This is a genomic window from Variovorax atrisoli, assembly GCF_014195185.1.
GTDB classification, from domain to species: domain Bacteria; phylum Pseudomonadota; class Gammaproteobacteria; order Burkholderiales; family Burkholderiaceae_C; genus Variovorax; species Variovorax atrisoli.
Window position 1 is genome coordinate 1,362,596 of the sequence record NZ_JACIBG010000001.1, and the last position, 23,985, is coordinate 1,386,580.

The 23,985-nt window shown below is 68.4% G+C and carries 19 protein-coding genes; 7 read left to right on the top strand and 12 right to left on the bottom strand.

The annotated features are described in order from the left end of the window. Positions 1 to 118 precede the first annotated feature (118 nt). From FHY06_RS06475 to FHY06_RS06515, 9 genes are all read right to left on the bottom strand, one after another. On the bottom strand, positions 119 to 901 hold the full coding sequence (locus FHY06_RS06475; protein ID WP_184603950.1) for a magnesium transporter CorA family protein: 783 nt from the start codon (positions 899 to 901) through the stop codon (positions 119 to 121). Next, complete coding sequence (locus tag FHY06_RS06480) at positions 898 to 1,629, bottom strand: phospholipase D-like domain-containing protein (RefSeq protein WP_184603952.1); 732 nt, start codon at positions 1,627 to 1,629, stop codon at positions 898 to 900. The genes FHY06_RS06475 and FHY06_RS06480 overlap by 4 nt, the downstream gene beginning before the upstream one ends. Before the next feature lies 1 nt (position 1,630). Further along, a complete protein-coding gene (locus FHY06_RS06485) occupies positions 1,631 to 6,883 on the bottom strand; it encodes a DNA repair ATPase (protein ID WP_184603954.1) in 5,253 nt (1,750 codons plus the stop codon). Positions 6,884 to 6,895: 12 nt separating this feature from the next. Next, positions 6,896 to 7,441: a TFIIB-type zinc ribbon-containing protein gene (locus tag FHY06_RS06490; protein WP_126182238.1), complete on the bottom strand. Its 546-nt coding sequence runs from the start codon at positions 7,439 to 7,441 to the stop codon at positions 6,896 to 6,898. Continuing rightward, complete coding sequence (locus FHY06_RS06495) at positions 7,438 to 9,630, bottom strand: hypothetical protein (RefSeq protein WP_019652001.1); 2,193 nt, start codon at positions 9,628 to 9,630, stop codon at positions 7,438 to 7,440. Before FHY06_RS06495 ends, FHY06_RS06490 begins: the two co-directional genes overlap by 4 nt. Before the next feature lie 80 nt (positions 9,631 to 9,710). Then, positions 9,711 to 10,364: an OB-fold-containig protein gene (locus FHY06_RS06500; RefSeq protein ID WP_019652000.1), complete on the bottom strand. Its 654-nt coding sequence runs from the start codon at positions 10,362 to 10,364 to the stop codon at positions 9,711 to 9,713. A 25-nt stretch (positions 10,365 to 10,389) separates the two neighbouring features. Then, on the bottom strand, positions 10,390 to 10,773 hold the full coding sequence (locus FHY06_RS06505) for a hypothetical protein (protein ID WP_019651999.1): 384 nt from the start codon (positions 10,771 to 10,773) through the stop codon (positions 10,390 to 10,392). Positions 10,774 to 10,778: 5 nt separating this feature from the next. Beyond that, the gene (locus FHY06_RS06510; RefSeq protein ID WP_184603957.1) at positions 10,779 to 11,492 is read right to left on the bottom strand and encodes a PspA/IM30 family protein; all 714 of its coding nucleotides are present in this window, start codon (positions 11,490 to 11,492) and stop codon (positions 10,779 to 10,781) included. 11 nt (positions 11,493 to 11,503) lie between these two features. Beyond that, positions 11,504 to 11,920 (bottom strand): YjfI family protein, encoded by a 417-nt coding sequence (locus tag FHY06_RS06515; RefSeq protein WP_126182241.1) that lies wholly within the window; start codon positions 11,918 to 11,920, stop codon positions 11,504 to 11,506. A 140-nt stretch (positions 11,921 to 12,060) separates the two neighbouring features. On the opposite strand from FHY06_RS06515, the gene FHY06_RS06520 reads away from it, so the two are divergent. Continuing rightward, on the top strand, positions 12,061 to 12,981 hold the full coding sequence (locus tag FHY06_RS06520; protein ID WP_132751415.1) for a LysR family transcriptional regulator: 921 nt from the start codon (positions 12,061 to 12,063) through the stop codon (positions 12,979 to 12,981). 38 nt (positions 12,982 to 13,019) lie between these two features. Here FHY06_RS06520 and FHY06_RS06525 read toward each other — a convergent pair whose 3' ends face one another. Beyond that, positions 13,020 to 13,394, bottom strand: coding sequence for a DUF779 domain-containing protein (locus FHY06_RS06525; protein ID WP_145758747.1), 375 nt, complete (start codon positions 13,392 to 13,394; stop codon positions 13,020 to 13,022). Next, positions 13,394 to 14,914: an aldehyde dehydrogenase gene (gene adh, locus FHY06_RS06530; RefSeq protein WP_126182244.1), complete on the bottom strand. Its 1,521-nt coding sequence runs from the start codon at positions 14,912 to 14,914 to the stop codon at positions 13,394 to 13,396. Before adh ends, FHY06_RS06525 begins: the two co-directional genes overlap by 1 nt. Before the next feature lie 215 nt (positions 14,915 to 15,129). Between adh and FHY06_RS06535 the strand changes: the two genes are divergently transcribed. The 3 genes from FHY06_RS06535 (at position 15,130) to FHY06_RS06545 (ending at position 19,756) form a co-directional block, all read left to right on the top strand. Further along, positions 15,130 to 17,010 (top strand): sigma-54-dependent Fis family transcriptional regulator, encoded by a 1,881-nt coding sequence (locus FHY06_RS06535; protein ID WP_184603959.1) that lies wholly within the window; start codon positions 15,130 to 15,132, stop codon positions 17,008 to 17,010. Positions 17,011 to 17,131: 121 nt separating this feature from the next. Continuing rightward, positions 17,132 to 17,974 (top strand): class I SAM-dependent methyltransferase, encoded by an 843-nt coding sequence (locus FHY06_RS06540; RefSeq protein ID WP_184603962.1) that lies wholly within the window; start codon positions 17,132 to 17,134, stop codon positions 17,972 to 17,974. Between the two features lie 183 nt (positions 17,975 to 18,157). Next, on the top strand, positions 18,158 to 19,756 hold the full coding sequence (locus FHY06_RS06545) for an OpgD/OpgG family glucan biosynthesis protein (RefSeq protein ID WP_126182247.1): 1,599 nt from the start codon (positions 18,158 to 18,160) through the stop codon (positions 19,754 to 19,756). A gap of 28 nt (positions 19,757 to 19,784) precedes the next feature. Here FHY06_RS06545 and FHY06_RS06550 read toward each other — a convergent pair whose 3' ends face one another. Continuing rightward, positions 19,785 to 20,195 carry an FKBP-type peptidyl-prolyl cis-trans isomerase gene (locus tag FHY06_RS06550; RefSeq protein ID WP_184603965.1) on the bottom strand — a complete coding sequence of 137 codons (411 nt, stop codon included), beginning with the start codon at positions 20,193 to 20,195 and terminating at the stop codon, positions 19,785 to 19,787. A gap of 118 nt (positions 20,196 to 20,313) precedes the next feature. Between FHY06_RS06550 and eat the strand changes: the two genes are divergently transcribed. From eat to eutC, 3 genes are read left to right on the top strand one after another with little or no spacing between them, the layout of a single operon-like run. After that, positions 20,314 to 21,741 (top strand): ethanolamine permease, encoded by a 1,428-nt coding sequence (gene eat, locus FHY06_RS06555; protein WP_019651989.1) that lies wholly within the window; start codon positions 20,314 to 20,316, stop codon positions 21,739 to 21,741. A 22-nt stretch (positions 21,742 to 21,763) separates the two neighbouring features. Continuing rightward, on the top strand, positions 21,764 to 23,167 hold the full coding sequence (locus FHY06_RS06560) for an ethanolamine ammonia-lyase subunit EutB (RefSeq protein ID WP_184603968.1): 1,404 nt from the start codon (positions 21,764 to 21,766) through the stop codon (positions 23,165 to 23,167). Then, complete coding sequence (eutC, locus tag FHY06_RS06565) at positions 23,164 to 23,970, top strand: ethanolamine ammonia-lyase subunit EutC (protein ID WP_184603970.1); 807 nt, start codon at positions 23,164 to 23,166, stop codon at positions 23,968 to 23,970. The genes FHY06_RS06560 and eutC overlap by 4 nt, the downstream gene beginning before the upstream one ends. Positions 23,971 to 23,985: the final 15 nt, after the last annotated feature.

Here is a 23,985-nt window from a genome sequence, read left to right on the forward strand (position 1 = left end):
GTCCGTCTCCTTGGTTGGGCTGGCCCCGACTCTAGGAACGGATCGCGGAATGCGGAATTGCTTTGGCGGCAGCAGTCCTTCGCGAAACGCGAAGGCCACCGGCGACGGCAGGGCCGCCCTACTTCTTCTTCGACAAGCCCGATCCGAGGGGCGGCACGGCCGGTGCAGGCGCATCGGGCGCCTTCACCCATCCGCGCAGCAGAACGCCCATGAAGAGTCCCGCACCGAAGATCGCCCAGTAGACCCAGCCCGGCAGGTTCTCGACGCCGCTGTGCAGGTTCATGCCGAAGGCCGCGCCGATGGCCATCAGCGGAAAGGTCAGCGCCGCAATGGTGTTGAGCTTGTGCTGCGCCCGGCTGACTTCGTTGGCGGCGCGCGCCTGCTGCTCGGCCGCGTGGGCGAGCCTGTAGTCCAGCGACATGCGGGTGTCCGCCAGCAGCAACTCGAGCCCGCGCGAGATCTCCACCGCACGGTCGCGCAGGTCGGTGATCATCGAGTCTTCCGGCGCGGCCTCCCGTGCGGCCTGCAGCGTGGCCTGCATGTTCGAGGCGGCGCGCGAGAGCGGAATCAGCGGCCCGAGGATCTGGAACAGCGCTTCCGAGCCGTCGGCGGCCTCGTGCCGGACCTCGAAGGCGGCCAGAGTCGCGCGGTAGTTCTCGACCAGCTTGGCCAGCGGCCGCTCGCCCGGGTTGTTGCCCTTGTGCAGCCAGGTGCCGTCGGGCTTGCGCAGGAACACTGCCGCCTTGCGCTCCGACGCCGTGCCAGCCGGCGGCTCGTGCAGGATCACCATCAGGTGCCCCTGCTCGTGGATGACGCGCTGCGCGCCGTAGCTGGAGCCGCCCAGCCGCTGCTGCATCTCTGGCGGCAGTTCCCAGTCGTAGTCGATGCGTCGGGTGCTCATCGGGGGGCCTGCAGTTCTTTCCAGAGGCTGTCGAACTCGTCGGCGAAGCGCCGCACGAGCTGCGGGTCGTTGGTCAGCACCAGGTTCTCCTCGTTGGACTCGCAGGCGCTGCGCGTCCAGTTGTAGCTGCCGTTGAGCAGCCGGGCGCCGTCGAAGATGGCGAACTTGTGGTGCATGTGCGCCTCCGTTCGGTCCACCGCCACGGGAATGCCGGCAGCGCGCAGCTGGCCGATGTCGCTGCCGAGATCGAACTCCTTGTCGTTGTCGGAGATGCAGCGCAGCGATACGCCGCGCCTGTGCGCGGCCAGTACCTCGGCCGTGATGCGGTCGTCCGACAGGGTGAACACGCACAGGTCGATCGAATGCCTCGCCGCACGCAACTGCTGGTTGATGGCCTGCAGGCAGGCCGTACCGGGGCTGAAGAAGGCCTGGGAGCACACGGCCACGTTGTCGGGCGAGCGGCCGGTGTCGATGGCGCGGACCACGCCTTCCAGCCACTTCAGCAGCGCGAGCTGTTCAGGGTCGGCGGTGCGTGCGCGCACAAGGTCGAAGGCACGGTTGCGCAGCTGGCGCAAGCCGTCTTCGGGCGGCTGGGCCTCGCGCAGCGTGTGGACCAGCACGCGCCGCTCGTCGTCGCTCAGGCGGGCATCGGCGAGGGTGTCGTCGAGCTGGGCCAGCAGAAATGGCAGGCCGGGCGGTGCTTCGGTGGTCGCGGGCAAGGCCGACATCTCATTGCTCCTTGTCGGGTTCGGAGGCGCGTTTCGGCGCCGCTCGCATGCTCATCGCCTCTGCCGCGAGCCGCTCCATGTTCTGCGCGATGGAACGGTCCAGCTCCAGGCGGCGCTCGGTGGCCGTCACCAGCGGCAGGATCAGCTCGCGGTAGGTCACGGCGATCTGCAGCATGGCGTCGGCCAGCCGCTGGCTTTCGCTGGGCCCTTCTGCGGGCGCTAGGGGTTCCGGCTTGAGCGCATCGACCGCGCGCGCCACTTCGAGCATGCTGCTGGCGATCCGCTGGCTGCCGTCCACGTCCGCCCCGCCGAGCTTGCGCTGGCGCACGAACTCCTCGCAGATCTCCTTCCAGCGCGCGTCTTCCTCGGGCGTCGGGCTGCCCAGGAGCTGCGCCAGGCGCAGCAGGTTCTCCTCGGCCCCGGTGGTCAGGGTCTGGGCCTCGCCGCGGTAGTGGTCGCGCAGGAGCGAATCGAGCTCGTCGTCGCGCATCAGCGCGGTGATCTTGCCCGCGAGCTTGGTCATGTTGCGGTAGCTGCCCTGCAGCTTGAAGGGCGGCGCGATGCGGTACGACTCCTGCTGCGCAGCCGACTCGATATAGGCGAGGTTCACCTTCAGCAGCAGGTCGCGCGCACGGAAGAGCCGCTGCAGCAGCGCCTTGATCTCCTCCAGCTCGACCGCGCTGTACGCGTGCGAGAGCGCGCTGCTGGGCACCTCGTGGCCCTGGGCCATCTGCACCAGCAGCTGTACGTCCTTGGGGTCGCGCGAGGCAAGCGGCATCAGCGTGGGGTTCGACGTGAGGCTGTTCTCGATGTAGGAGAGCGCGAACGCCGACTCTCGGCCCGAGAGCACGTCGCCGAGGTTGTAGATGTCGGCCCGGTTGGCCAGCATGTCCGGGATCTTGAACACGTCGCCCGATTCGGTGTACGGGTTGCCTGCCATCACGATGGCGAAACGCTTGCCGCGCATGTCGTAGCTGCGCGGTTCGCCGTTCCACACGCCTTCGATGCGGCGGGTGCCGTCGGCCAGCGCGATGAACTTCTGCAGGAACTCGGGGCTCGTGTGCTGGATGTCGTCGAGGTACAGCATCACGTTGCTGCCCATGGCGAGGCCCAGGTTGAGCTTCTCCAGCTCCTGCCGCGCCGCGCTGTTGGGCGCATTGGCCGGGTCGATGGCGGTCACGCCGTGGCCGAGCGCCGGGCAGTTGATGCGCACGAAGATCAGGCCCAGCCGGTCGGCCACGTACTCCATCAGCGTAGTCTTGCCGTAGCCCGGCGGAGAGATCAGCAGCAACAGGCCCATGCGGTCGGTGCGGCTGCCCTCGCCCGCCGAGCCGATCTGCTTGGCGAGGTTGTCGCCGATGATGGGCAGGTACAGCTCGTCGATCAGCTGGTTGCGCACGAAGGTGGAAAGCGGCTTGGCCTGGAACTGGCTCAGCTTGAGACGCGCCTTCTCCTCTTCGAGCAGCTCGTGGCGCAGCCGGTGCAGCGCCTCGAAGGCCGGCACCGCGTGCTGCGCGTGGAAGAGGAAACGGCGCCAGAAGTCGTTGAGGTTCAGCACCAGCCGACCATCGGCCACGCGCGGATGCTCGCCCCTCAGCCCTTCGACGGCCTGGTCGAGCGCCACGTTGACCCGGGTGCGCTGAAGCGGCATGGCGAGCACGCTGGCCGCATCGTCCACCCAGTCGGCCGATTGCGGCGACTGGTGCACCGCATACGCACGCACCCAGTCACGCGCGAGCCGCCAGCGCTCGGCCGGCGGTGCGGCGTCCAGGTCGGCCTGCCATGCCTCGCGGCGCCGGCCGCGTTCAAGCTCGCGCAGCAATGCGGCGGCAAGGTCTTCGCCGGCGCCCGAGACCACCCAGGTCTCGCCGCCATGGGCAGAAAGCTCGCGCACGAGGTAGGCAGCCGACTGGTCGCATAGCGTGGCGACGAGCGCCTTGCGGCCCTCGGGCTCCTGCTCATCCTCCGCCGTCTCGCCCACCGCGAGCATGTCGGGCAGCACCTCGCGCACGAAATGCCCCAGCGAGCGGGCGACGTCGGCTTCGAGCTGGTCGAGGGCGTCGCGACGCCCGAAGAGCTCCTGCATCTGAAGCGCCGCGCGCGCACGGCGCAGCAGCGACTCGCGGTGCGCGATCAGGTGGCCGTGCTGCCAGTAGAGCAATGCCAGCGCACGCTCCGTCGGCCCCCAGGCGAGCAGCCCGGCCTGGTCCTGCATGGCGACCAGCGCGGCCAGCAGGCGAAGCGCATCGTCGTCGTGGATGCCCTTCTGATAGCCCTCCTGGTAGCGCGCGGCAGCGAAGCGGCGGACCATTTCGAGCAGCTGCGGATGCTGCGGGTCCTCGGCCAGCAGCGTGCGCACGTCGGCCCAGCTGCGTTCGGCCCTGCCTTCGAGCAGCGCTTCGAGCAGGCGGCCTGCGAGGTACTCGGCGCGCGACAGCTCGGGCGTCTCGGACACCAGCGACTGGCCCCAGTAGTCCCGCAGCGCCTGCAGGCGCTCGTCTTTCACCGGGCTCAGGTAGTCGGTGCCCGTCACCTGGTAGGCCATGCCTTCCTCGCGGGCCACCAGCGTCAGGTCGACGGGCTGGCGGTGCACGGTGAAGACGTGGCGCCCCAGGCGCAGCGTATCGCCGCCCTCGCTCACCAGTTCGCGTTTGTCGCGAACGGCGCGCAGGGCCTGGTCGCGCGCGGTCTTCAGGCGCGTGTCGAGCTCGTCGGCAGGCACCGCCGCCCCCAGCGTGCGCAGGTCGGCGATCAGCGTGCGCAGCTTGCCGATCATCGGGTCGGCGGCGAAGTAGCTGTGGACCTGCGTCAGATCGGACAGCTGCGCGATGCGGCGCGGAATGCCGTCGAGGATGCGCCCCGCCGCGTCGATCACGCCCTGCGCGCGGCGCTGGCGAGCCTCGACCAGGGCCTGCCGCCGGGCCGACAGCGCCTCGTAGACGCTCTCGCGCTTCTCGGCGATGTCGCCCAGGAACTCGTCCTGCTCGGCGAAGCGGCCTTCGATCTCTTCCAGCTGTGCCAGCAGTCGGGTGAGCGCGTCGTCACACTTCTCGGGCGTGTCGGCGAACTCCAGCGCGTTCTCGACCGCCTGTCCGAAGAGCTTGAACTGCGCGCCGAACTCGGCCCGCGCCTCGGTCACGCCCAGCGACTTGCGCCGGGCGCGCGCGTCGGCGCGCATGCGGTTGATGTCGGCGTAGATGAGAGAGATGCGGTCGAGGATGGATGTGCGGATCACCGCATCGCCGCCCGGCAGGCTGCCGAGCTGCTCGGTCAGCAGGTCGAGGCCGGCGGCCTGCTCGTCGAGGGTGGCGAGCAGTTGCCCCAGCGCCGGGGAGGTGCCGAGGTTGGGCAGTTCCGTCGCGAGCTTGTCCAGCGCCTGGCGCTGGCCGGCGAAGGCGGTATCCGCCGCCAGGAACTGCATGGCGCGCTCGCCGATGCGCTGCTGCTCGGTTTCGAGCTCCGCGTCCATCGCGGCGATGCGCGGCAGGTCGGCGTAGCGCAGCTCCTTGAGCATCTGCAGCGCGCCGCGGCGTTCGCGCAGCCGGCCCAGCGCCTTCACGAAGTCGTCGGGCGCGCGCCAGAGCGTGCTGGCGATGTCGACCAGGAGCGCGTGCTGTTCCTCTTCCGCGCGGGCCAGCGCGCGGGCGGTCTCGCGGCGGATGGTGTCGACTTTCTCGAACTCGGCCAGCGTGCTGCGCGCCACCTCCGCGATGCTGCGCAGCTCGCCCATGATGCCGGCGGCCTCGGGCGCGTCGAGCCAGAAGTAGGCGTCGCTCACGCGGGTGCACTGGCGGATCAGGTCCTCGTAGGCGGCCTTGGTCGGCGCCTGCTCGCGCACCGCGCGCGCGATGCCCATCAGGTCGCTCACGCCGCGCACGAGCTCGGCGTTGCCGATCTTGCCGAAGAAGCCGGCAGCGGGCGGCTGCGCGCTCGCATGCTCCTCGCTCGCGAAGGGCGTCTTCCACAGCTGCATCGGGTGCACGCGCGTCGGCTCGCCGTCGTTGTCGTGGAACACCAGGATGCGGCCGTCGGCGAAGCGCGCGTAGCCGTTGGCGATGATCGGCGTGGCGAGCTTCTTCTCGATCAGGTTGTAGTTGAAGAGCGCGTAGCGGCCGGGCCTGGGGTCGTAGAAGATGTAGGCAACGTCCTCGCCGTTGGGCGAACGCAGCATGCGCTTGAAGCGCAGGTTCTCGACCATCTCGGACGGCAGGTCGAAGCGCTTGTGCTCGCCCGACTGCAGGTAGTAGCCGCCCGGAAAGATGATGCCGTGGTCTTCCGGCAGCTGCACGCAGGAGCCGCCGATGGCGTCGATGCGCTCGACCTGCTGGGTGCGGATGTTGAACACCAGGTAGCGCGTGACCTGCTCGCGGTAGGGCTTCACGCGCAGCAGGATCAGCATGCCGAGCTTCGCCCACGCGATCTCAGCATCGGTCAGCGATTGGCTGCGGTCTTCCACCGGCTCGCTGTAGATGCCCAGCCCGGTCTCGGTGTTGTTCTCGATCTTGATCGTGAGGTCGCCGCCCAGCGTCTCGACGAAGACGGTGTCGAGCACGTTGACGTGAGGGTGCTTGCCCCCCACGTGGTCCTCGCGCGTGGCCACTGTCCACTCGAAGTCGTGGCTCGGCGGCAGGGCGATGTCTCGTTCGCCGCGGTTGTCGATGTACTGGATGCGGCCGTCGCGCTCGATGGCCCAGCGGAACACGCGCACGTCGGTGAGCTGCTGGCCGATCTGGAAGGAGGCGAGCAGCTTGTCCTGCGTGACGCGAAGCTGCAGCAGCGTGGCCTGCTTGTAGTAGGCGTAGAGCTCGCGGAAGTCGGAGGCGAAGCGCGCATCCTCGAGGAAGCTGCCCGCCAGCGGCACCGGCTGCAGTTCGTCGCTGTCTGCGCCCTGCCCGGCTTCGCCCGGCGACACCAGGCGGTAGAGGCCGAACACGTCGCCGACGGTGGTCTCCTTGCGCAGGCCGATGAACACGTTGTAGCCGAACAGCAGCAGGTCGCCGATGCGCACGAGGTCGCGCGCCACGGCGTTGTTCTCGGTGCGCGCGCGGGTGCGCAGCACCAGGGCCTGGTCGGAGCGGCCGAACTCGGCCAGCCGCTGCTCGTTGAGCGCCTGGGTCTTCTTCAGCAGGCCCTCGCCCTGGTTCTCCAGCCGTTTCTTCAGCAGGTCGTAGCTGCCGCTGCCGGACACCAGCGCCTCGGTCTGCGATTCGGCGGCGACGGCCGGCGGCGCGCCTTTTTCATCCGTTGGTTGCATAGTTCGGCGCGGTCAGTCCGCGCGGAGCAAGGCGAGCAGTTCGTCGCGGTGGGGCTGGGTATCGAGCCAGGCGCGGATGCGGTCCAGCTCGTCGATGCATACGTCGCCGTAGCGGCGGCGCAGCGCGGCAACGCGGGCCTCGCGGACCACCTCGGTCTGCAGGCGGCGCTGCCATCCGTCGGACAGCATCTCGTCGAGCCGGCCGGCCAGGCCCCGGCTCACGATGGCGCGCCACTCGCCCTGGTCGAACCAGAGGTTCTGGCAGGCCACGCAGCGGTCGACGCGGAAGTCGGGGCCCGCGCTCATGCGCAGGCGCTGCATCAGGCGTTCGCATTCGGGGCAGTGCCGCACCGCCGTGGCATCGAACACCTCGATGACCTCGTCGTCGACCGCCTGCGGCACGCGGCTCGCGTCGCCCGCCTTCCAGGCACGCCAGTCGTCCATGTCCATCAACATGCCGTGGCAGTCGTCGCACTCCACCGCGAGCAGCCCCTCGGCCAGCGCCACCGGCCGCATCGGCAAGTGCGCGGGACAGCTGCACTTGAGGTTCGCATTCATCGCGCCGCTTCCCCGGCGGCGCCGTTGCGGAAGGTGGCGACCAGGTTGCGCAGCGCGCTCTTCTGGCTCTCGCTGCCGTCGGTGGCGATCCTGTTCATCAGGGCGGCCACGCTGAGGTTCTGCACCTCGCCCGACGAGCTGCCCAGTGCGCCGACGATGTCGCGCAGGTCCTTCACCACGTCGCGCTCGCCGGAGAGCTGATCCTTGAAGGCCACTTGCAGCGCATTGCTCTTGGAGATGACGCCGTCGATGCCCTTGCCCACCGAGAGCGACCGCACGAAGCTGTCGAAGTAGTCGCCCTGCCCGCCCACGATGTCGATCTTGGCGTTGGCCAGCGCGGTGCCCAGCACCTCGGCCTGCTCCTTGGCGATGGCGGTCTGCGCGTCGATGCCCTTGAGGGTCTCGATGTGCGACTTCTCCAGGCGCATGCGGAATTCCTCGTGGTCGCGCGTCTCGGGGCTCATGGACTTCATGGCCTCGAACTTCTCGTGCAGGCCCTTGGCCTCGGCACCGAAGCGCGCCTCGATGACCTGCGCATCGGCCTGGCCCGACTTGAGCGTGGCCTCGGCGTCCGCCGTGCGCACGTTGACTTCGGCGAGGCCGAGCTTCTCCTTGCCCGAGGCCTCGGCCTCGAACTTGGCGCGCATGCCGGCAGCTTCGGCCTGCGAGCGGGCCTCGATCACCTGCGCGTCGGCCTGGCCGGCCTTGAGGATCGCGTCGGCATCGGCCTGGCGGACATGCACTTCGGCAAGGCCCAGCTTCTCCTTGCCCGTGGCCTCGGCCTCGAAGCTGGCGAGCTTGGCCTGCGCGGTAGCGATCTCGACCTTGGCGGCCGCCAGCCCCGGCGCGGCCGAGATGGCCTCCACGCCTTCGGCCTCACGCTTCTTCGATTCGGCCTCGCGCTCGGCCACCTTCAGCTTGGCCTCGGCCAGCGTGAGTTCTTCCGCGGCCTTGTGGCGGGCGCGCTTTTCCTGCGTCTCGGCGGCCTTCAGGTCGAGCACCATCTTCTCGTCGGCCTGCCCCTCGGCCATGATGACGACCGACTTCTTGGTGCGCTCGGCCTCGGCGACCACGCGCAGCTCCTTGATGGCCTCTTCCTGCTCGGCCACCGTGCGCTCGACCACGATGCGCTCTCGGATCACGTCGGCGATCGCCTTCTTCTGCACCTCGACGGCCTTGTCCTTCTCGATGCGCTGCAGCGTCACTTCCTTCTCGCGGTCGACCACCTCCAGGTCGCGGGCGCGGATGACCTTTTCCTCCTCGACGGCCACGGCGCGCTTGCGGTTGTTCTCGGCCACTTCCTTCTCGCGCTGCACGTTCTCCTGCTGCACCGACACCGACTGTTCGGCGAGCAGGCGCGCGGTTTCGGACTTGGTGCGCTCCTCGGCCTGGATCTTGGCGGTCTCGGCCTCCTCGCGGGCCCGCACGCTGGCAATCTCGCGCTGCTGGCGTGCGGTGGCGTCGGCCTGCTGGCGCTCGAGCTCGAGCAGGGCTTCCTGCGTCTCGACGTTCTTCTTCTTGATCTGCATTTCCTCGTTGCGGCGCAGCTCGTTGGTGCGCACGTGCTCCACGGCCGTGAGCTCGGTGATCTTCTTGATGCCCTGCGCGTCGAGGATGTTGTTGGCGTCGAGCTCCGACAGCGGCGTCTGCTCGAGGAAGTCGATGGCGGCGTCTTCCAGCACGTAGCCGGAGAGGTCGTTGCCGATCTGGCTCACGATCTGGTCGCGGAAGTTGTCACGCGCCTGGTAGAGGTCGACGAAGTCCATCGACTTGCCCACCGTCTTCAGCGCCTCGGAGAACTTGGCGGAGAACAGCTCCTCCAGCGTCTCGTGGTTGGAGGCCCGCGCGCAGCCGATGCCCTGCGCCACCTTCAGCACGTCGTCGGCCGTCTTGTTCACGCGAACGAAGAACTTCACCTTGATGTCCGCGCGGATGTTGTCGCGGCAGATCAGGCCCTCGTTGCCGGAGCGGTCGATCTCGATGGTCTTGACCGAGATGTCCATCAGCTCGGCCTTGTGGATGATCGGATAGACCATGCGCCCGGTGAAGGTCACCTCGGGCTCCGCGCGCAGCGTGTTCACGATGAGGGCGTGGCCCTGCTCGATCTTGCGATAGAACTTGGCGAACATCGCGAACAGGCCGAGGACGAGGATGGCCAGTATGACGACGGCGAAGATGATGGGCTCCATTTTTTCTCCAGAGATGCTTGAGAGCGAAAGAAACGAAACGGGTGAGGGCCGGGTGGCGGCGCGCCGGTGGGCGCGCGCACTCAGGCCGCGTGGTCGTCGTGCGCGGCGATGAGGTAGCGCGCGGCCACCTCGTCGTACTCGACGATCAGCGCCTGCGAGCCGCGCTTGAGCGTGTTGGGCGTGGGAGCCCACACGCGGATGTTCAGGCTGGCGCCGCGCCGTGCCACCTCGGCGCGGCCGTCCTTCTCGTTGACCACGCCGGTCACGACGCGGCACAGCTGGCCGACCAGCGCGGCGTTGCTCACGGCCGTATGGCTCACGAACAGGCCTCGCAACGGCCGGATGGCGACGGCCGTGACCGGAATGGCGATGAGCGCGCTGGCCACCAGCAAGGCGGTGCCCGCCAGAAGCTGCAGCGGCATGGTGGGCACCAGCGGCAGCAGCCACTCGCCACCCAGGCAGGACACGGTCCACGCGACGAGCACCAGCAGGCTCACGGCCACCGAGAACGGCACGCCGTTCAGGCCCAGGGCCACGACGTAGCTGGCCAGGTGCCCTATGTCGCTGGTGTCGCCATCCGCGTGCGTGTGGACATCGACGTCCACATCCAGGCCGCTGTGTTCGATGTCGACCATTCCGAGCATCGCGAGCACCCAGTAGATCACCACGACGCCGAGCAGCACCGTGTAGATCGCGGTCGGGTACCCCGTCACCGCTCCCAAGAAATCGCCCATTGATCCTCCCGCGTGCGGGTTGTTGTCAGTTGTTCTGTTTGCTGCCGCGAACCGGCTTCCTCGCGCCGGTGCTGTTCTTCTTCGTTGCCGCGGCCGGCTTGCCCGCGAAGGCAATCAGGTCGCGCGTGGCCCTCTCCTTGATGGCCAGTCTGTCGTCTGCGGCGAGGCCGTATCGCTTCGCCAGGAATTCGTAGTCGGCGGCGCTCAGCGACACCGTGAGACGCGGCCGCTTCGGCTTGGCCGTGGTGGCGAGGCCGAGCACCTGCCGGATCTGGTCCGACGTGGAAACGTGCTGCTTGAAGGCCGCGGTACGCACGGCCTCCAGCACCGCCTCCTCCACGTCGAACGCGACCTGGACGGCGCGCAGCGCCTCGTCCGAGCCCTGCCAGCGAACCGGCTTGACGCGCATGATGCCTATTGCGCCTCGGGTGCCGCCGGCTTCGCCTGGCGGGCGCGGATGCGCTCCATCACCTTGCCGGTGCGGTCGGCGTCGCCGCCGATGCCCGCGGCGGCCAGCTTTTTCTCGAGCGCGCCGTGGCCGAACTCGTCTTCGAGCTGCTTGCTGGCCGTCATGCGGTCGGACAGGTCTTCATGTCGCGCGCGGATGCGCTCCAGCGACTCGCGCGCATTGGCCAGCCGCGAGCCGCCGCTGCCGATGTTCTCGGAGATCGACTGCGTGGCGCGGTAGACGCTCTCGGTGGTCTTGGCGATGCCGATCTCGCGTTCGTGCTCGCGGATGCGCGCCTCGGCGGACTTGATCAGGTCCTTGAGCTTGGACACCTGCAGCGCGTACGAGGCGTGGGCCCTGGCCTGCTCCTCGAGCTCCTGCTCGAGCGCGCCGACCTTGGCCGCGACATCGAGCGCCAAGCCTTCCTGCGTCTTGTTGAGGGCCTCCAGCGCCAGGCCCTCGTAGCGCGCGACTTCGTTCTTCAGCCGTTCGATCTCGCGGGCCGACTGCATCTCCTTGGCCATCACGCCCGTGAGGTCGCCCTTGGCCTTCTCGATGCTGTGCTTGGCATCGATGATTTCCTGCTCGTAGATGCGCGTGGCATTGCTGTCGACTACGCTCTCGCCGATTTCGCGCGCGCTGCCGCGCAGCAGGGTGACGAGCTTCTTGATGACTGTCATGGGACCTCCGCTTAATTCAGGAATTCGGACAGGGCGTCGAGCGCATCGAGCGCGTTGTCGCTGAGCACCGCAACCTCGCGGGCGATGTCCTGCACGCTGGCATCGCGGCCCAGCGCGCCGGTGAGCACGTAGCGGCCGTCGACGCGACCGAAGGAAGACAGGGGAACCGAAGGATTCAGGTCGAGCAGCGATTCGAGCAGCTCGGTGCGGCGCGCCGGCTTCACCTCTTCCTCGGCCCAGAGGTAGCAGATGCAGATGATCTGCATGTCGGAACTGGTGACGAAGATCGGCAGTTCGTCGCGCCCCTCGATGCTCACCTGGATCACGGGCGTGTGGCCCGGAATGGGCTGCAACTGCACGGACCGCCCGCCCATCTCTGCGCCTGCCAGCACATCCAGTCCCTTCAGTTGATCGAGCAGTGGTTGCATACCTCTCCTTGTGGTGAATACCTTTGGAAGCGAGCCGTGCTTCGATGGATTCACTATAGGGATTTGGACATAACATGTCAAAAAATATCTTTCGCCGGACCCATGACTTTCGGCACTGGCGCGCTCCCTAGAATTCGCCGATGGCCAGCACCATCAATCCCGCGCGTGTCGATTTCGTGACGCTTCGCCTCTTCTGCGCCGTGGCCCAGTCGGGCAGCATCACCAAGGGTGCGGAGGCGTGCCACCTCGCGCTCTCGGCCGCAAGCCGGCGGCTTTCCGATTTCGAAGCGGCAACAGGGTCGAAGCTGCTGGAACGCAGCTCCCAGGGCATCGCGCTCACGCCTGCGGGCCATGTGGCGATGCAGCATGCGATGCGGCTCTTCCAGGGCTTCGAGCAGTTCAGCAGCGAGCTCGGCGACTACTCGAGCGGCGTGCGGGGCCACGTGCGGCTGTGGGCCAACATGTCTGCGCTGACGGAGTTCCTGCCCGCTACGCTCGCGGCCTTTCTCGCGCAGCATCCGGACATCCGCGTCGAGGTCGAGGAGCAGCTGAGCGGCGACATCGTGCGCGCGCTCGTCGATGGGCTCGCAGACGTCGGCGTGTTCGCCGAGAACACTCCTGCCTACGGCCTCGACGTGCAGCCCTTCCAGACCGACGAGCTCGTGGTGCTCTGTGCCAAGCAGCATCCGCTGGCACGCAGCCGCGTGAAGCAGACGGATTTCAGGAGCTGCCTCGCGCACGAGTTCGTGGGGCTGAACCGCAGCAGCTCGCTGCTGGAGCTGACCTCGCGCGCTGCCGAGCAGGCCGGCATTCCGATGCGCCTGCGCGTGCAGGTGCGCAGCTTCGACGCGATGTGCCACATGATCGCGGCCAACCTGGGCATCGGCGTGGTGCCGCTGGCCGCCTGCAAGGCGCAGGTGGAGGCGCTCGACCTGAAGGTCGTGCACCTCAAGGACGAATGGGCCACGCGGCGGCTGCTGATGGCGACGAAGACGGGGGCCGAGCTCTCCCCCGCGGCGCGGCTGCTGGTGCGCCAGTTGCTGCAGCCCGCCGCTCCCTGAGGCCGCTCTGCTGCCTCAGGGCTGCCGCGAGCTTGGTCTCACCCTTTCTCCAGCGCTGTCCATTCTTCGTCGGTGAAGAGCCTCGACCGCGTCAGGAAGCGCAAGCCCTCCGGCCCCTCCAGCGAGAACATGCCGCCGCGCCCCGGCACCACGTCGATGATGAGCTGCGTGTGCTGCCAGTACTCGAACTGCGGCCCGCTGATGTAGAACGGCATGCCGCCGATGTGCCCCAGCAGCCTGTCGTAGTCGCCCACGATGAACTCGCCCTGCGCGTAGCACATCGGCGCGCTGCCGTCGCAGCAGCCGCCCGACTGATGGAACATCAGCGGGCCGTGCCCGGCGGCGAGCCTGTCGATCAGCGCAAGCGCAGCATCGGTCGCGGTGACGCGCAGGACTTCGCCGGTGCTGCTCATCAGAAGAAGCCCAGCTTGTTCTCGCTGTAGCTCACCAGCAGGTTCTTGGTCTGCTGGTAGTGGTCGAGCATCATCTTGTGGTTCTCGCGGCCGATGCCCGACTGCTTGTAGCCGCCGAAGGCCGCGTGCGCCGGATAGTGGTGGTAGCAGTTGGTCCACACGCGGCCGGCCTGGATGCCGCGGCCCATGCGGAAGGCGCGGTTCATGTCGCGGCTCCACACGCCGGCGCCGAGGCCGTAGAGGGTGTCGTTGGCGATGGCCAGCGCTTCTTCCTCGTCCTTGAAGGTGGTGACCGACACCACAGGGCCGAAGATTTCCTCCTGGAAGATCCGCATCCTGTTGTTGCCCCTGAACACCGTCGGCTTCACGTAATAGCCGCCGGCGAGGTCGCCTTCGAACTGGTGGCGCTCGCCGCCGATCAGCACTCTCGCGCCCTCCTGCCTGCCGATGTCGAGGTACGACAGGATCTTCTCCAGCTGCTCGCTGGAGGCCTGCGCGCCGATCATGGTGGCCATGTCCAGCGGGCTGCCCTGCTTGATGGCGGCCACGCGCTTGAGCGCGCGCTCCATGAAACGGTCGTAGATCGACTCCTGGATCAGCGCGCGCGACGGGCAGGTGCAGACCTCGCCCTGATTCAGCGCGAACATCGCGAAGCCTTCGAGCGCCTTGTCGAAGAAGGCGTCGTCCTTGTCCATCACGTCGGCGAAGAAGATGTTGGGCGACTTGCCGCCCAACTCCAGCGTGACCGGAATCAGGTTCTGGCTAGCGTACTGGGAGATCAGCCGGCCCGTGGTGGTCTCGCCGGTGAAGGCGATCTTGCCGATGCGGTTGCTCGACGCCAGCGGCTTGCCCGCCTCCACGCCGAAGCCGTTGACCACGTTCAGCACGCCCGGCGGCAGCAGGTCGCCGATCAGCTCCATCAGCACCAGGATCGACACCGGCGTCTGCTCGGCCGGCTTGATCACCACGCAGTTGCCGGCCGCGAGCGCGGGCGCCAGCTTCCACACGGCCATCAGGATGGGGAAGTTCCACGGAATGATCTGCCCGACCACGCCGATGGGTTCGTGGAAGTGGTACGCGAAGGTTTCGTGGTCGATCTCGCTGATGCCGCCCTCCTGCGAGCGCACGCACGAGGCGAAGTAGCGGAAGTGGTCGATGGCCAGCGGCAGGTCGGCGGCGGTGGTCTCTCGGATGGGCTTGCCGTTGTCCCAGGTTTCCGCAGCCGCGAGCACGGCCAGGTTCTCCTGCATGCGGTCGGCGATCCTGTTGAGGATGTTCGCGCGTTCGGTCGTCGAGGTGCGGCCCCAGGCGGCCTTCGCCTTGTGGGCTGCGTCCAGCGCGCGCTCGATGTCGGCCGCGGTGGAGCGCGGCACCTCGCAGAAGACCTTGCCGGTCACGGGCGTGATGTTCTCGAAATACTGGTTCTCCGCCGGCGCGACCCATTCGCCGCCGATGTAGTTGCCGTAGCGCTTCTTGAACGGCACCGCGGTACCGAATTTGCCCGGTTCGAGCATGTCCATGACGTTGTCTCCATGTGCAGGGTGATGGCACCGCGACATGCGGCGGCCGCACGCTCAAGCGCAAGCCGCGTACCCGGCCGGATCGGTAGATTCCCTGAGCGCCCTACCGAGGGGAGGCGGCCCCGGCAGCGGGTTTTCATTCGCAATCTGCGACATGTTCGGGCGAACATGGCGACTACGATGTCGCACAAGGCGAAACACCATCGGAGACACGCATGAGTGCACAAGCGCAGTTGCCGTCGATCGCAGTGGCACAGGCCCGGGAGCTCTTCTTCGAACAGGGCGCCGACCCCGTGCCCTGGATCGCCCCGCACATCTCGCGCTCCTGGCAGCGCAGCCGCCCGGTCGACCACCAGGCCGTCGACCCCGAGCCGATGGCGCTCTCCCTGCTGAGCGAACGGCGCGAGCAGGCCATGCGCCTGCTGAACTGCGCGCAGCCCGAGCTCGACGGCCTGGCCGAGCATGCGATCGGCAACGGCTGCGTGGTGATCCTGTCGGACGCCAGCGGGCTGATCCTCGAAGAGATCGGCAGCCCCGACTTCCTGCCCAAGGCCCAGCGCATCGCGCTGCAGCCGGGCGTGGAATGGTCGGAGCACCACCGGGGCACCAACGCCATCGGCACCGCGCTGGCCGAGCGCGAAGCGCTGATGGTGCTGGGCGGCGAGCACTACCTGGCGCAGAACGGCGGACTCGGCTGCGCCGCAGCGCCCATCTTCACGGGACGCGGCGAGCTCGCGGGCGCGCTCGACATCTCTGGCGACACGGTGCGCGTGAACACGCACGCGCTCGGACTGGTCCGCATGGCGGCCCAGCAGGTCGAGCACCGCATGATGCTGGCCGAGGCCGGCGGCCACGTGCTGCGCTTCCATGCACGGCCGGCGCTGATCGGCACGGCGCGCGAGGGGCTGATGGTGATCGACGGCGGGCGCATCGTCGCGGCCAACCGCGTGGCGCTCGAACTGTTCGGCCGCTCCCGGAAAGACCTGCTCGACCTGGACGCCGACGACTTCCTCGGCCCGCACTGGCCGCGCATGGAGCACCGGCGCGGCCTGCTCACGCTGCCGGGCGGACGGCAGATCGCGACGGTGATGGAGCGCTCGGGCACGCCGGGCAGCCCACGTGCGACCCGGCGGCGCAGCGTGCCATCGCAGGCCGTGACCGAGGCCGACGACGTGCAGCCGCTGCTGCACAAGGCCGTGCGGGTGCTCAACGAAGGCGTCTCCGTGCTGGTCAACGGCGAGACCGGCAGCGGCAAGGAGGTGTTCTCGCGCCGGCTGCATGCTGCCAGCCGGCGCAGCGCAGGCCCCTTCGTCGCGGTGGATTGCGCCTCGCTGCCCGAGACGCTGATCGAATCGGAACTCTTCGGCTACGAGCAGGGCGCCTTCACCGGGGCCAGGCGCAAGGGCATGGCCGGGCGCATCCGAGAGGCCGACGGCGGCGTGCTGTTCCTCGACGAGATCGCGGAGATACCGCTGGCCCTGCAGACGCGGCTGCTGCGCGTGCTGGAGGAGCGCGTGGTCACGCCGCTGGGCGGCGGCCAGGGCGTGCCGGTGGACTTCGACCTGGTCTGCGCAACCCACGGCCACCTGCCCTCGCTGGTGGAGGCCGGCCGCTTCCGCGCCGACCTGATGTACCGCGTGGCCGGCTTCACCGTCACGCTGCCGGCGCTGAGGCAGCGCGACGATCGGCATGCACTGATCTCGCGGCTGTTCCTCGAGGCGGGCGGCGCGGCGAAGCATCTGCAACTGGAGGCCGATGCTTTGGAAGCGTTGGCAGCCTACCGTTGGCCGGGCAACGTGCGCGAGCTGCGCAGCACGCTGCGCTCCATCGTGGCGCTGGCCGATGCGGGCGACTGCGTGACGGCGGCAATGCTCCCGCCGCATCTGCAGGACCATCAGGCGCAGCCTGCCGACCCATCGCCGATGCCGACCGCTCCGCACGCGGCGCCCCTGCAGGCCATGACGCGCCAGGCGCTCGACGAGGCGCTCAAGGCCTGCGACCACGACGTCGCGAAGGCCGCGCGCAGGCTGGGCATCCATCGCAGCACGATCTACCGGCACCTCGCACGCCAGCGCGGCAAGCCTGCCGGCAACTGATGCCGGGGTCCGGCCGGAACCTGCATCGATCCCGGCCCGCCGTACCGACCGCTACCAAAGACTGACTTGCCCCGGTGTGCCGGAGCGGCCAGACTTTGGGCGAAGCGCAGCTCCAGCATCCATGACCGCCCGCAAATCCGTCCGCCGCCTGTCCGCCGTTCCTTCGACCCTGCGGATTCCCCTGGCCGCGCGTGCCTCGGGCGACGCGATGTTCCCGCAGGTGGCCGTGCGCGACGCGTACGCCGCGGGCGTCCTCGAACAGATCCGCGACGAGGGCGATCCGCTGCCCGAAGACCGGGCCACCATCTACGGCATCCTCTCGCGCACGCGGCGCTTCCGCAGCCTGGCGCAGGAGTTCCTCAAGCAGCACCCCGGAGCGCGCATCGTGAACATGGGCTGCGGGCTGAGCCACTACTTCCAGTGGCTCGACGACGGCAGGTCGCGCATGACCGATGCCGACCTGCCCGAAGTGCTCGAACTGCGCCGCGCGCTGCTTCCCGAGCCCGGCGATCGCCATGACGTGCGCGAGTTCGACCTGAGCGCAGCCAAGTGGTGGGATCAACTGGGCCTGCCGCGCAAGCGCGATGCGCAACCCGTCTTCCTCTTCACCGAAGGCGTGCTGATGTACCTGGAACCCGGGCAGGTCCAGGCGGTGCTCGCGACATTCGGCGAGCGCGCGCCCGCCGGCTCCGTGCTCGCCTTCGACGCGATGTGCTGGCTCGCGGTGGGGCGCGGCAGGCAGCATCCCTCGGTGCGGGTGACCGGGGCGGAGTTCAAGTGGGGCATCCGCCGCACGGCCGAACTCACGCAGCCCCATCCGCGCCTGAGCCTCGAGAGCGCCTACCGCGTGCTCGAAGGCTTCGGCCTGCCCTACACCCTGTTCGCGCCGATGGTCATGCTGTTCCTGGGCGTGCCGCTCTATGCGCTCTACGAACTGAAGGCGACGGACGGCGCCGATACATAAACGCACAATTTTGCGAATTGCCGGTTTTGTCCGGCGCGCGCTGCGCGGATCGGCTGACGCGGGCCGCGCTCCGATAAGGCCATGATCCGAGGGTGTTTACGGTCGCGGAAAATGCCATATCGTTTCTGCACTCCACCGTCCCTCCGTCTTTCCCCCAAGAGATTCGCAACCCTCAAGAACCACATGCTTGATCGCCGATCCTTCCTTGCCGCCGGCAGTGCCGCTGCCGCACTTGCCGCCCTCGGACTGCCCGAAGAGGCCCTCGCCGCCAACGGCCTGCAGCTGAGCCAGCCCACGCCCTTCTCCTTCGACGCGCTGGTCGCGCAGGCGAAGGCGCTGGCCGGCAAGCCCTATGCCGCTGCCACGCCCCTTGCACCCGAGGTGCTCGACCGCATCGACTACGACGCGCACGGCAAGATCAAGTTCGACCCGGCCAACGCCCTCTTCCGCGACGGGCCCGGCGCATTCCCGGTCACCTTCTTCCACCTGGGGCGCTTCTTCCAGACCCCGGTGCGCATGAACGTGCTGGAGAACGCCGACGGCGACGTCTTCTCCCGGGAGGTGCTCTACAGCCCCTCCTACTTCTCGATGCCGCCCGACAGCCCGGCGCGCTCGCTGCCCCCGGGCGCGGGCTTCGCCGGCTTCCGTCTGCAGGAAAGCCGCCTGGGCGACCAGAGCAAGCTCGACTGGCAGAAGAACGACTGGGTGGCCTTCCTGGGCGCCTCGTACTTCCGCGCCATCGGCGAGCTCTACCAGTACGGCCTCTCCGCACGCGGCATCGCGCTGGACGTGGCGGTGCCCGACCGGCCCGAGGAGTTCCCGAACTTCACCCGCTTCTACTTCGAGACGCCGGCGGCCAACAACACGACCTCGATGACGGTCTACGCGCTGCTCGAAGGGCCGAGCGTGACGGGCGTCTTCAAGTTCGTCATGCAGCGCACCAAGGCCGTCATCATGGACATCGATGCACGCCTGTTCATGCGCAAGGACGTGGCCCGCCTGGGCCTCGTGCCGCTCACCTCGATGTACTGGTACTCGGAAACCACCAAGCCCACCGCCATCGACTGGCGCCCCGAGGTGCACGACTCCGACGGCCTCGCGATCTGGAACGGCGCGGGCGAGCGCATCTGGCGCCCGCTCAACAACCCGACGCAGACGCGCGCATCGGCCTTCGCCGACACCAGGCCGCGCGGCTTCGGGCTGCTGCAGCGCGACCGCGCCTTCGACCACTACCAGGACGGCGTGAACTACGAGAAGCGCCCGAGCCTGTGGATCGAGCCGCTGGGCGACTGGGGCGAGGGCTCGGTGCAGCTCATCGAGATCCCGACCGACGACGAGATCCACGACAACATCGTCGCCTTCTGGGTGCCCAAGGCCGACGCGAAGGCCGGCACCAGCTACAGCCTGCAATACCGGCTGCACTGGACCGACCAGGAACCGTTTCCCTCGCCGCTGGCGCGCTGCGTGGCCACGCGCATCGGCCGCGGCGGTCAGCCGGGCCAGCCGCGTCCGCAGGGCGTGCGCAAGTTCATGGTGGAGTTCATCGGCCAGCCGCTGACGACCGTGCCCTTCGGCGTGAAGCCCGAGGTGGTGCTGACGGCCGCGCGCGGCAAGTTCTCGTACGTCTTCGCCGAGGCCGTGCCCAACGGCGTGCCGGGCCACTGGCGCGCGCAGTTCGACTTCACGCCCGAGGGCAACGAGCCGATCGACATGCGCCTGTACCTGAAGAACGGCGACCAGACGCTCACCGAGACCTGGCTGTACCAGTACCAGCCAGGCTGAGCCCTGACAGCTCCTTGCCGACGAAGCCTCAGCGCTTCGTGACCGAGATCAGCTCGACCTCGAAGTTGAGCGTGGCATTCGGCGGGATCACGCCGCCGGCGCCGCGCGAGCCGTATGCGATCGAGGGCGGGCAGGTCAGCTTGGCCTTGCCGCCCGGCTTCATCTTCTGCACGCCTTCGGTCCAGCACGGGATCACGCCGTTGAGCGGGAACTCGGTGGGCTCGCCGCGCTTGTAGGAGCTGTCGAATTCCTTGCCGCTGTCGGGGAAGGTGCCGCGGTAGTGCACCTTGACCACGTCGGTGGCGGCGGGCGACGCGCCGGTGCCTTCCTTGATCAACTGGTAGACCAGGCCGCTGGGCGTGGTCACGGGCGCGGACTGCGCGAATGCGGCGGGCACGGCAGCGAAGGAAACCAGGGCGGCACAGAAAAGAGACTTCACGGAACACCTCGAGGATTGAGAGGCCTCGATTATGGCCAGCGGCCATGCAGGCCCACGGTGGAACAGCCCTTGCTTTGGCGAATGTGCACTGTCAACATTCACGAAGAGAGGAAGTCGCATGAACTCCACCACCGCCGCCGGCACGGCCGCATCGCCGGCCCCTGCAGGCACAGGCCATCTCAAGAAGGTGCTCGGCCCCGTCCAGCTCTGGGGCATCGCGGTGGGCCTCGTCATATCGGGTGAGTACTTTGGTTGGAGCTACGGCTGGAACACGGCCGGCACGCTCGGCTTCCTGGTCGCCACGGTGCTGGTGGCGACCATGTACACCACCTTCATCTTCAGCTTCACCGAGCTTTCCACCGCCATTCCGCACGCGGGCGGTCCCTTCGCCTACGCGCGCCGCGCCTTCGGCCCCACCGGCGGCTTCGTCGCGGGCTTCGCGACGCTGATCGAATTCGTCTTCGCGCCGCCGGCGATCGCGCTGGCCATCGGTGCGTATCTCAACGTGCAGTTCCCGGGCATCAACCCGAAGTGGTTCGCGCTCGGCGCGTACGTGATCTTCATCGGGCTCAACTGGATCGGCGTGGGCATCGCCGCGGCCTTCGAACTCTTCGTGACGGTGCTGGCCATCGTGGAACTGCTGGTGTTCATGGGCGTGGTCACCCCGGGCTGGAGCATGGCCAACTTCGTGGCCAACGGCTGGGCCGGCGGCAGCGTGCTGAACGGCACGGCCATCGCAGGCATCTTCGCTTCCATCCCCTTTGCGATCTGGTTCTTCCTCGCCATCGAGGGAGCGGCCATGGCGGCCGAGGAGGCGCGCGATCCGCACCGCACCATTCCCATCGCGTACACCACCGGCATCGTCACCCTGGTGGTGCTGGCCTTCGGCGTGATGATCTTCGCAGGCGGCGTGGGCGACTGGCGCAAGCTCGCCAACATCAACGACCCGCTGCCGCAGGCGATGAAGGCGGTGGTGGGAGACAACAGCGGCTGGCTGCACATGCTGGTGTGGATCGGCCTCTTCGGCCTGATCGCATCGTTCCACGGGATCATCATGGGCTACTCGAGGCAGATATTCGCGCTGGCGCGCGCGGGCTATCTGCCGCGCTACTTCGCCGGCCTGAGCCCGCGCTTCGACACGCCGCACCGTGCGCTGCTGGCCGGCGGCGTGATCGGCGTCATCGCCATCTTCAGCGACGAGTGGGTGCAGTTCGGCGGCCAGACGCTCACCGCCAACATCGTGACCATGGCGGTGCTCGGCGCCATCGTGATGTACCTGATCTCGATGGCCGCGCTCTTCAAGCTGCGCCGCAGCGAGCCCGACCTGCTGCGCACCTATCGCGCGCCCTTCTACCCCGTGTTCCCGGCCATCGCGCTCGGCCTCGGCGTGGTCTGCCTGGGCGCGATGGTGTGGTTCAACGGCATGCTCACGCTGCTGTTCGTCGTGCTGATGGCTGCCGCCTACGGCTACTTCCTGCTGACGTCGGGGCAGCGCGACGCGGCAGCGCCCGACGAGATGTTGTCTTCATCGACCACCACCAGCTGACACCCGCGCAAGCTCCAGAAAGATGCTGTATCGCACCACCATCGCCGGCCAGGGCTATGCCTTCGAGGACCTGCGCCAGGTCATGGCCTTCGCAAGCCCGGCCCGCTCGGGCGACTACCTCGCGGGCATCGGCGCGGCCACGGCGCAGCAGCGGATGGCCGCGCGGCACGTGCTGGCCGAAACGCCGCTCAGGCAGTTCCTCACCGAAGCGCTGATTCCCTACGAGAGCGACAACATCACGCGCCTCATCATCGACAGCCACGACGCGCAGGCCTTCGCGCAGGTGTCGCACCTCACGGTGGGAGACTTCCGCAACTGGCTGCTGTCCGATGCGGCGACCACCGCCACGCTCACCGCGCTCGCACCGGGCCTCACGCCGGAGATGGTCGCGGCAGTTTCCAAGCTCATGCGCAACCAGGACCTGGTATCGGTCGCCAAAAAATGCAGCGTGGTCACGCGCTTTCGCGACACCATCGGCCTGCCCGGCCATCTCTCGGTGCGCCTGCAGCCCAACCACCCGACCGACGACCTGCGCGGCGTGGCCGCCTCCACGCTCGACGGCCTGCTCTACGGGGCGGGCGACGCGGTGATCGGGCTCAACCCGGCCTCCGACAGCATGCCCGTGCTCGGCCGCCTGCTGCACATGCTCGACGAGGTCATCCAGCGCTTCGAGATTCCCACGCAGAGCTGCGTGCTCACTCACGTGACCAACACGCTCAAGCTTGCCGAAGCCGGCGCGCCGGTCGACCTGGTGTTCCAGTCGATCGCAGGCACAGAGAAGGCGAACCTCTCCTTCGGCGTGACGCCCGAACTGCTCGACGAGGCCTACGCCGCAGCGCTGTCGCTCCAGCGCGGCACCGTGGGCGACAACGTCATGTACTTCGAGACCGGCCAGGGCAGCGCACTGTCGGCCAACGCCAACTTCGGCGTCGACCAGCAGACCTGCGAGGCGCGCGCCTATGCGCTGGCGAGGCGCTACAAGCCCTTTCTCATCAACACCGTCGTCGGCTTCATCGGCCCGGAGTACCTGTACGACGGCAAGCAGATCATCCGCGCCGGGCTGGAAGACCACTTCTGCGGCAAGCTGCTGGGCCTGCCCATCGGCTGCGACGTCTGCTACACCAACCATGCCGAGGCCGACCAGGACGACATGGACACGCTGCTCGTACTGCTGGGCACCGCGGGCATCAACTTCATCATGGGCATCCCGGGTGCGGACGACGTGATGCTCAACTACCAGAGCACTTCGTTCCACGACGCACTGTTCCTGCGAGACACGCTGGGCCTTAAGCGCGCGCCCGAATTCGAGGCATGGCTGCAGCGCATGCAGATCACCGATACGGCCGGCAGGCTGGCCCCGCCCTCGCCCGCTTCCTCCAACCGGCTGCTGGCCGACATGAGCGGGCTTTCCGCATTGGCGTCATGAGCAGCCCCGAATCGCCCGTCACCCCCAACCCGTGGGCGCAATGGCGCTCCGCCACGCCCGCCCGGCTCGCGCTCGGGCGCGCCGGCTCGGGCATGCCGACCGACGAGACGCTGCGCTTCGGCTGGGCCCATGCGATGGCGCGCGACGCGATCCATGCCGCGCTCGACGTGGATGCACTCGAGTCGGCGCTCGCCGCGCAGCACTGGGAAGTGGCCCGCGTGCGCAGCCGTGCCGCGGACCGCACCGAATACCTGCGCCGGCCCGACTTCGGCCGCCAGCTCGACGAAGACTGCGCCACCCGCCTCCTCGGCGAGCGGCGATACGGCTGCGATGTCTGCGTCGTGATCGGCGACGGGCTCTCCTCGCTGGCCGTCGCGCGCCACGCGGTGCCTCTGCTGGCCGCGCTGCGCACGCACCTGCCGCCCGACATCCGCTTCGCCCCGGTGGTCATCGCCACGCAGGCGCGGGTGGCGCTGGCGGACGAGGTGGGTGAACTCTTCGGCGCGGCGCTGTCGGTCATGCTGATCGGCGAGCGCCCGGGCCTGAGTTCGCCAGACAGCCTCGGCATCTACCTGACCCACACGCCCAAGCGCGGCCGGCACGACGCCGAGCGCAACTGCATCTCGAACGTGCGCCCCGAGGGACTGCCCTACGGCGCGGCCGCGTTCAAGCTGGCATGGCTGATGCGAGAGTCCCTGCGCAGGGGGCTGACAGGCGTCGGGCTCAAGGACGAGAGCGACCTCGCGGTGCTGGAGCAGCGCCACGGGCCCGAGATCGGCCGGGCGGACGGCCTCCCCAAGTAGAAAATATGCAATAAA

Coding starts and splice junctions, on each gene's coding strand:
- FHY06_RS06475 (WP_184603950.1), bottom strand. CDS start 901: ATGAGCACCCGACGCATCGACTACGACTGGGAACTGCCGCCAGAGATG.
- FHY06_RS06560 (WP_184603968.1), top strand. CDS start 21,764: ATGCTGTATCGCACCACCATCGCCGGCCAGGGCTATGCCTTCGAGGAC.
- eat (WP_019651989.1), top strand. CDS start 20,314: ATGAACTCCACCACCGCCGCCGGCACGGCCGCATCGCCGGCCCCTGCA.
- FHY06_RS06500 (WP_019652000.1), bottom strand. CDS start 10,364: ATGGGCGATTTCTTGGGAGCGGTGACGGGGTACCCGACCGCGATCTAC.
- FHY06_RS06545 (WP_126182247.1), top strand. CDS start 18,158: ATGCTTGATCGCCGATCCTTCCTTGCCGCCGGCAGTGCCGCTGCCGCA.
- FHY06_RS06520 (WP_132751415.1), top strand. CDS start 12,061: ATGGCCAGCACCATCAATCCCGCGCGTGTCGATTTCGTGACGCTTCGC.
- FHY06_RS06535 (WP_184603959.1), top strand. CDS start 15,130: ATGAGTGCACAAGCGCAGTTGCCGTCGATCGCAGTGGCACAGGCCCGG.
- eutC (WP_184603970.1), top strand. CDS start 23,164: ATGAGCAGCCCCGAATCGCCCGTCACCCCCAACCCGTGGGCGCAATGG.
- FHY06_RS06480 (WP_184603952.1), bottom strand. CDS start 1,629: ATGTCGGCCTTGCCCGCGACCACCGAAGCACCGCCCGGCCTGCCATTT.
- FHY06_RS06505 (WP_019651999.1), bottom strand. CDS start 10,773: ATGCGCGTCAAGCCGGTTCGCTGGCAGGGCTCGGACGAGGCGCTGCGC.
- FHY06_RS06510 (WP_184603957.1), bottom strand. CDS start 11,492: ATGACAGTCATCAAGAAGCTCGTCACCCTGCTGCGCGGCAGCGCGCGC.
- FHY06_RS06540 (WP_184603962.1), top strand. CDS start 17,132: ATGACCGCCCGCAAATCCGTCCGCCGCCTGTCCGCCGTTCCTTCGACC.
- FHY06_RS06485 (WP_184603954.1), bottom strand. CDS start 6,883: ATGCAACCAACGGATGAAAAAGGCGCGCCGCCGGCCGTCGCCGCCGAA.
- adh (WP_126182244.1), bottom strand. CDS start 14,914: ATGGACATGCTCGAACCGGGCAAATTCGGTACCGCGGTGCCGTTCAAG.
- FHY06_RS06515 (WP_126182241.1), bottom strand. CDS start 11,920: ATGCAACCACTGCTCGATCAACTGAAGGGACTGGATGTGCTGGCAGGC.
- FHY06_RS06495 (WP_019652001.1), bottom strand. CDS start 9,630: ATGGAGCCCATCATCTTCGCCGTCGTCATACTGGCCATCCTCGTCCTC.
- FHY06_RS06490 (WP_126182238.1), bottom strand. CDS start 7,441: ATGAATGCGAACCTCAAGTGCAGCTGTCCCGCGCACTTGCCGATGCGG.
- FHY06_RS06525 (WP_145758747.1), bottom strand. CDS start 13,394: ATGAGCAGCACCGGCGAAGTCCTGCGCGTCACCGCGACCGATGCTGCG.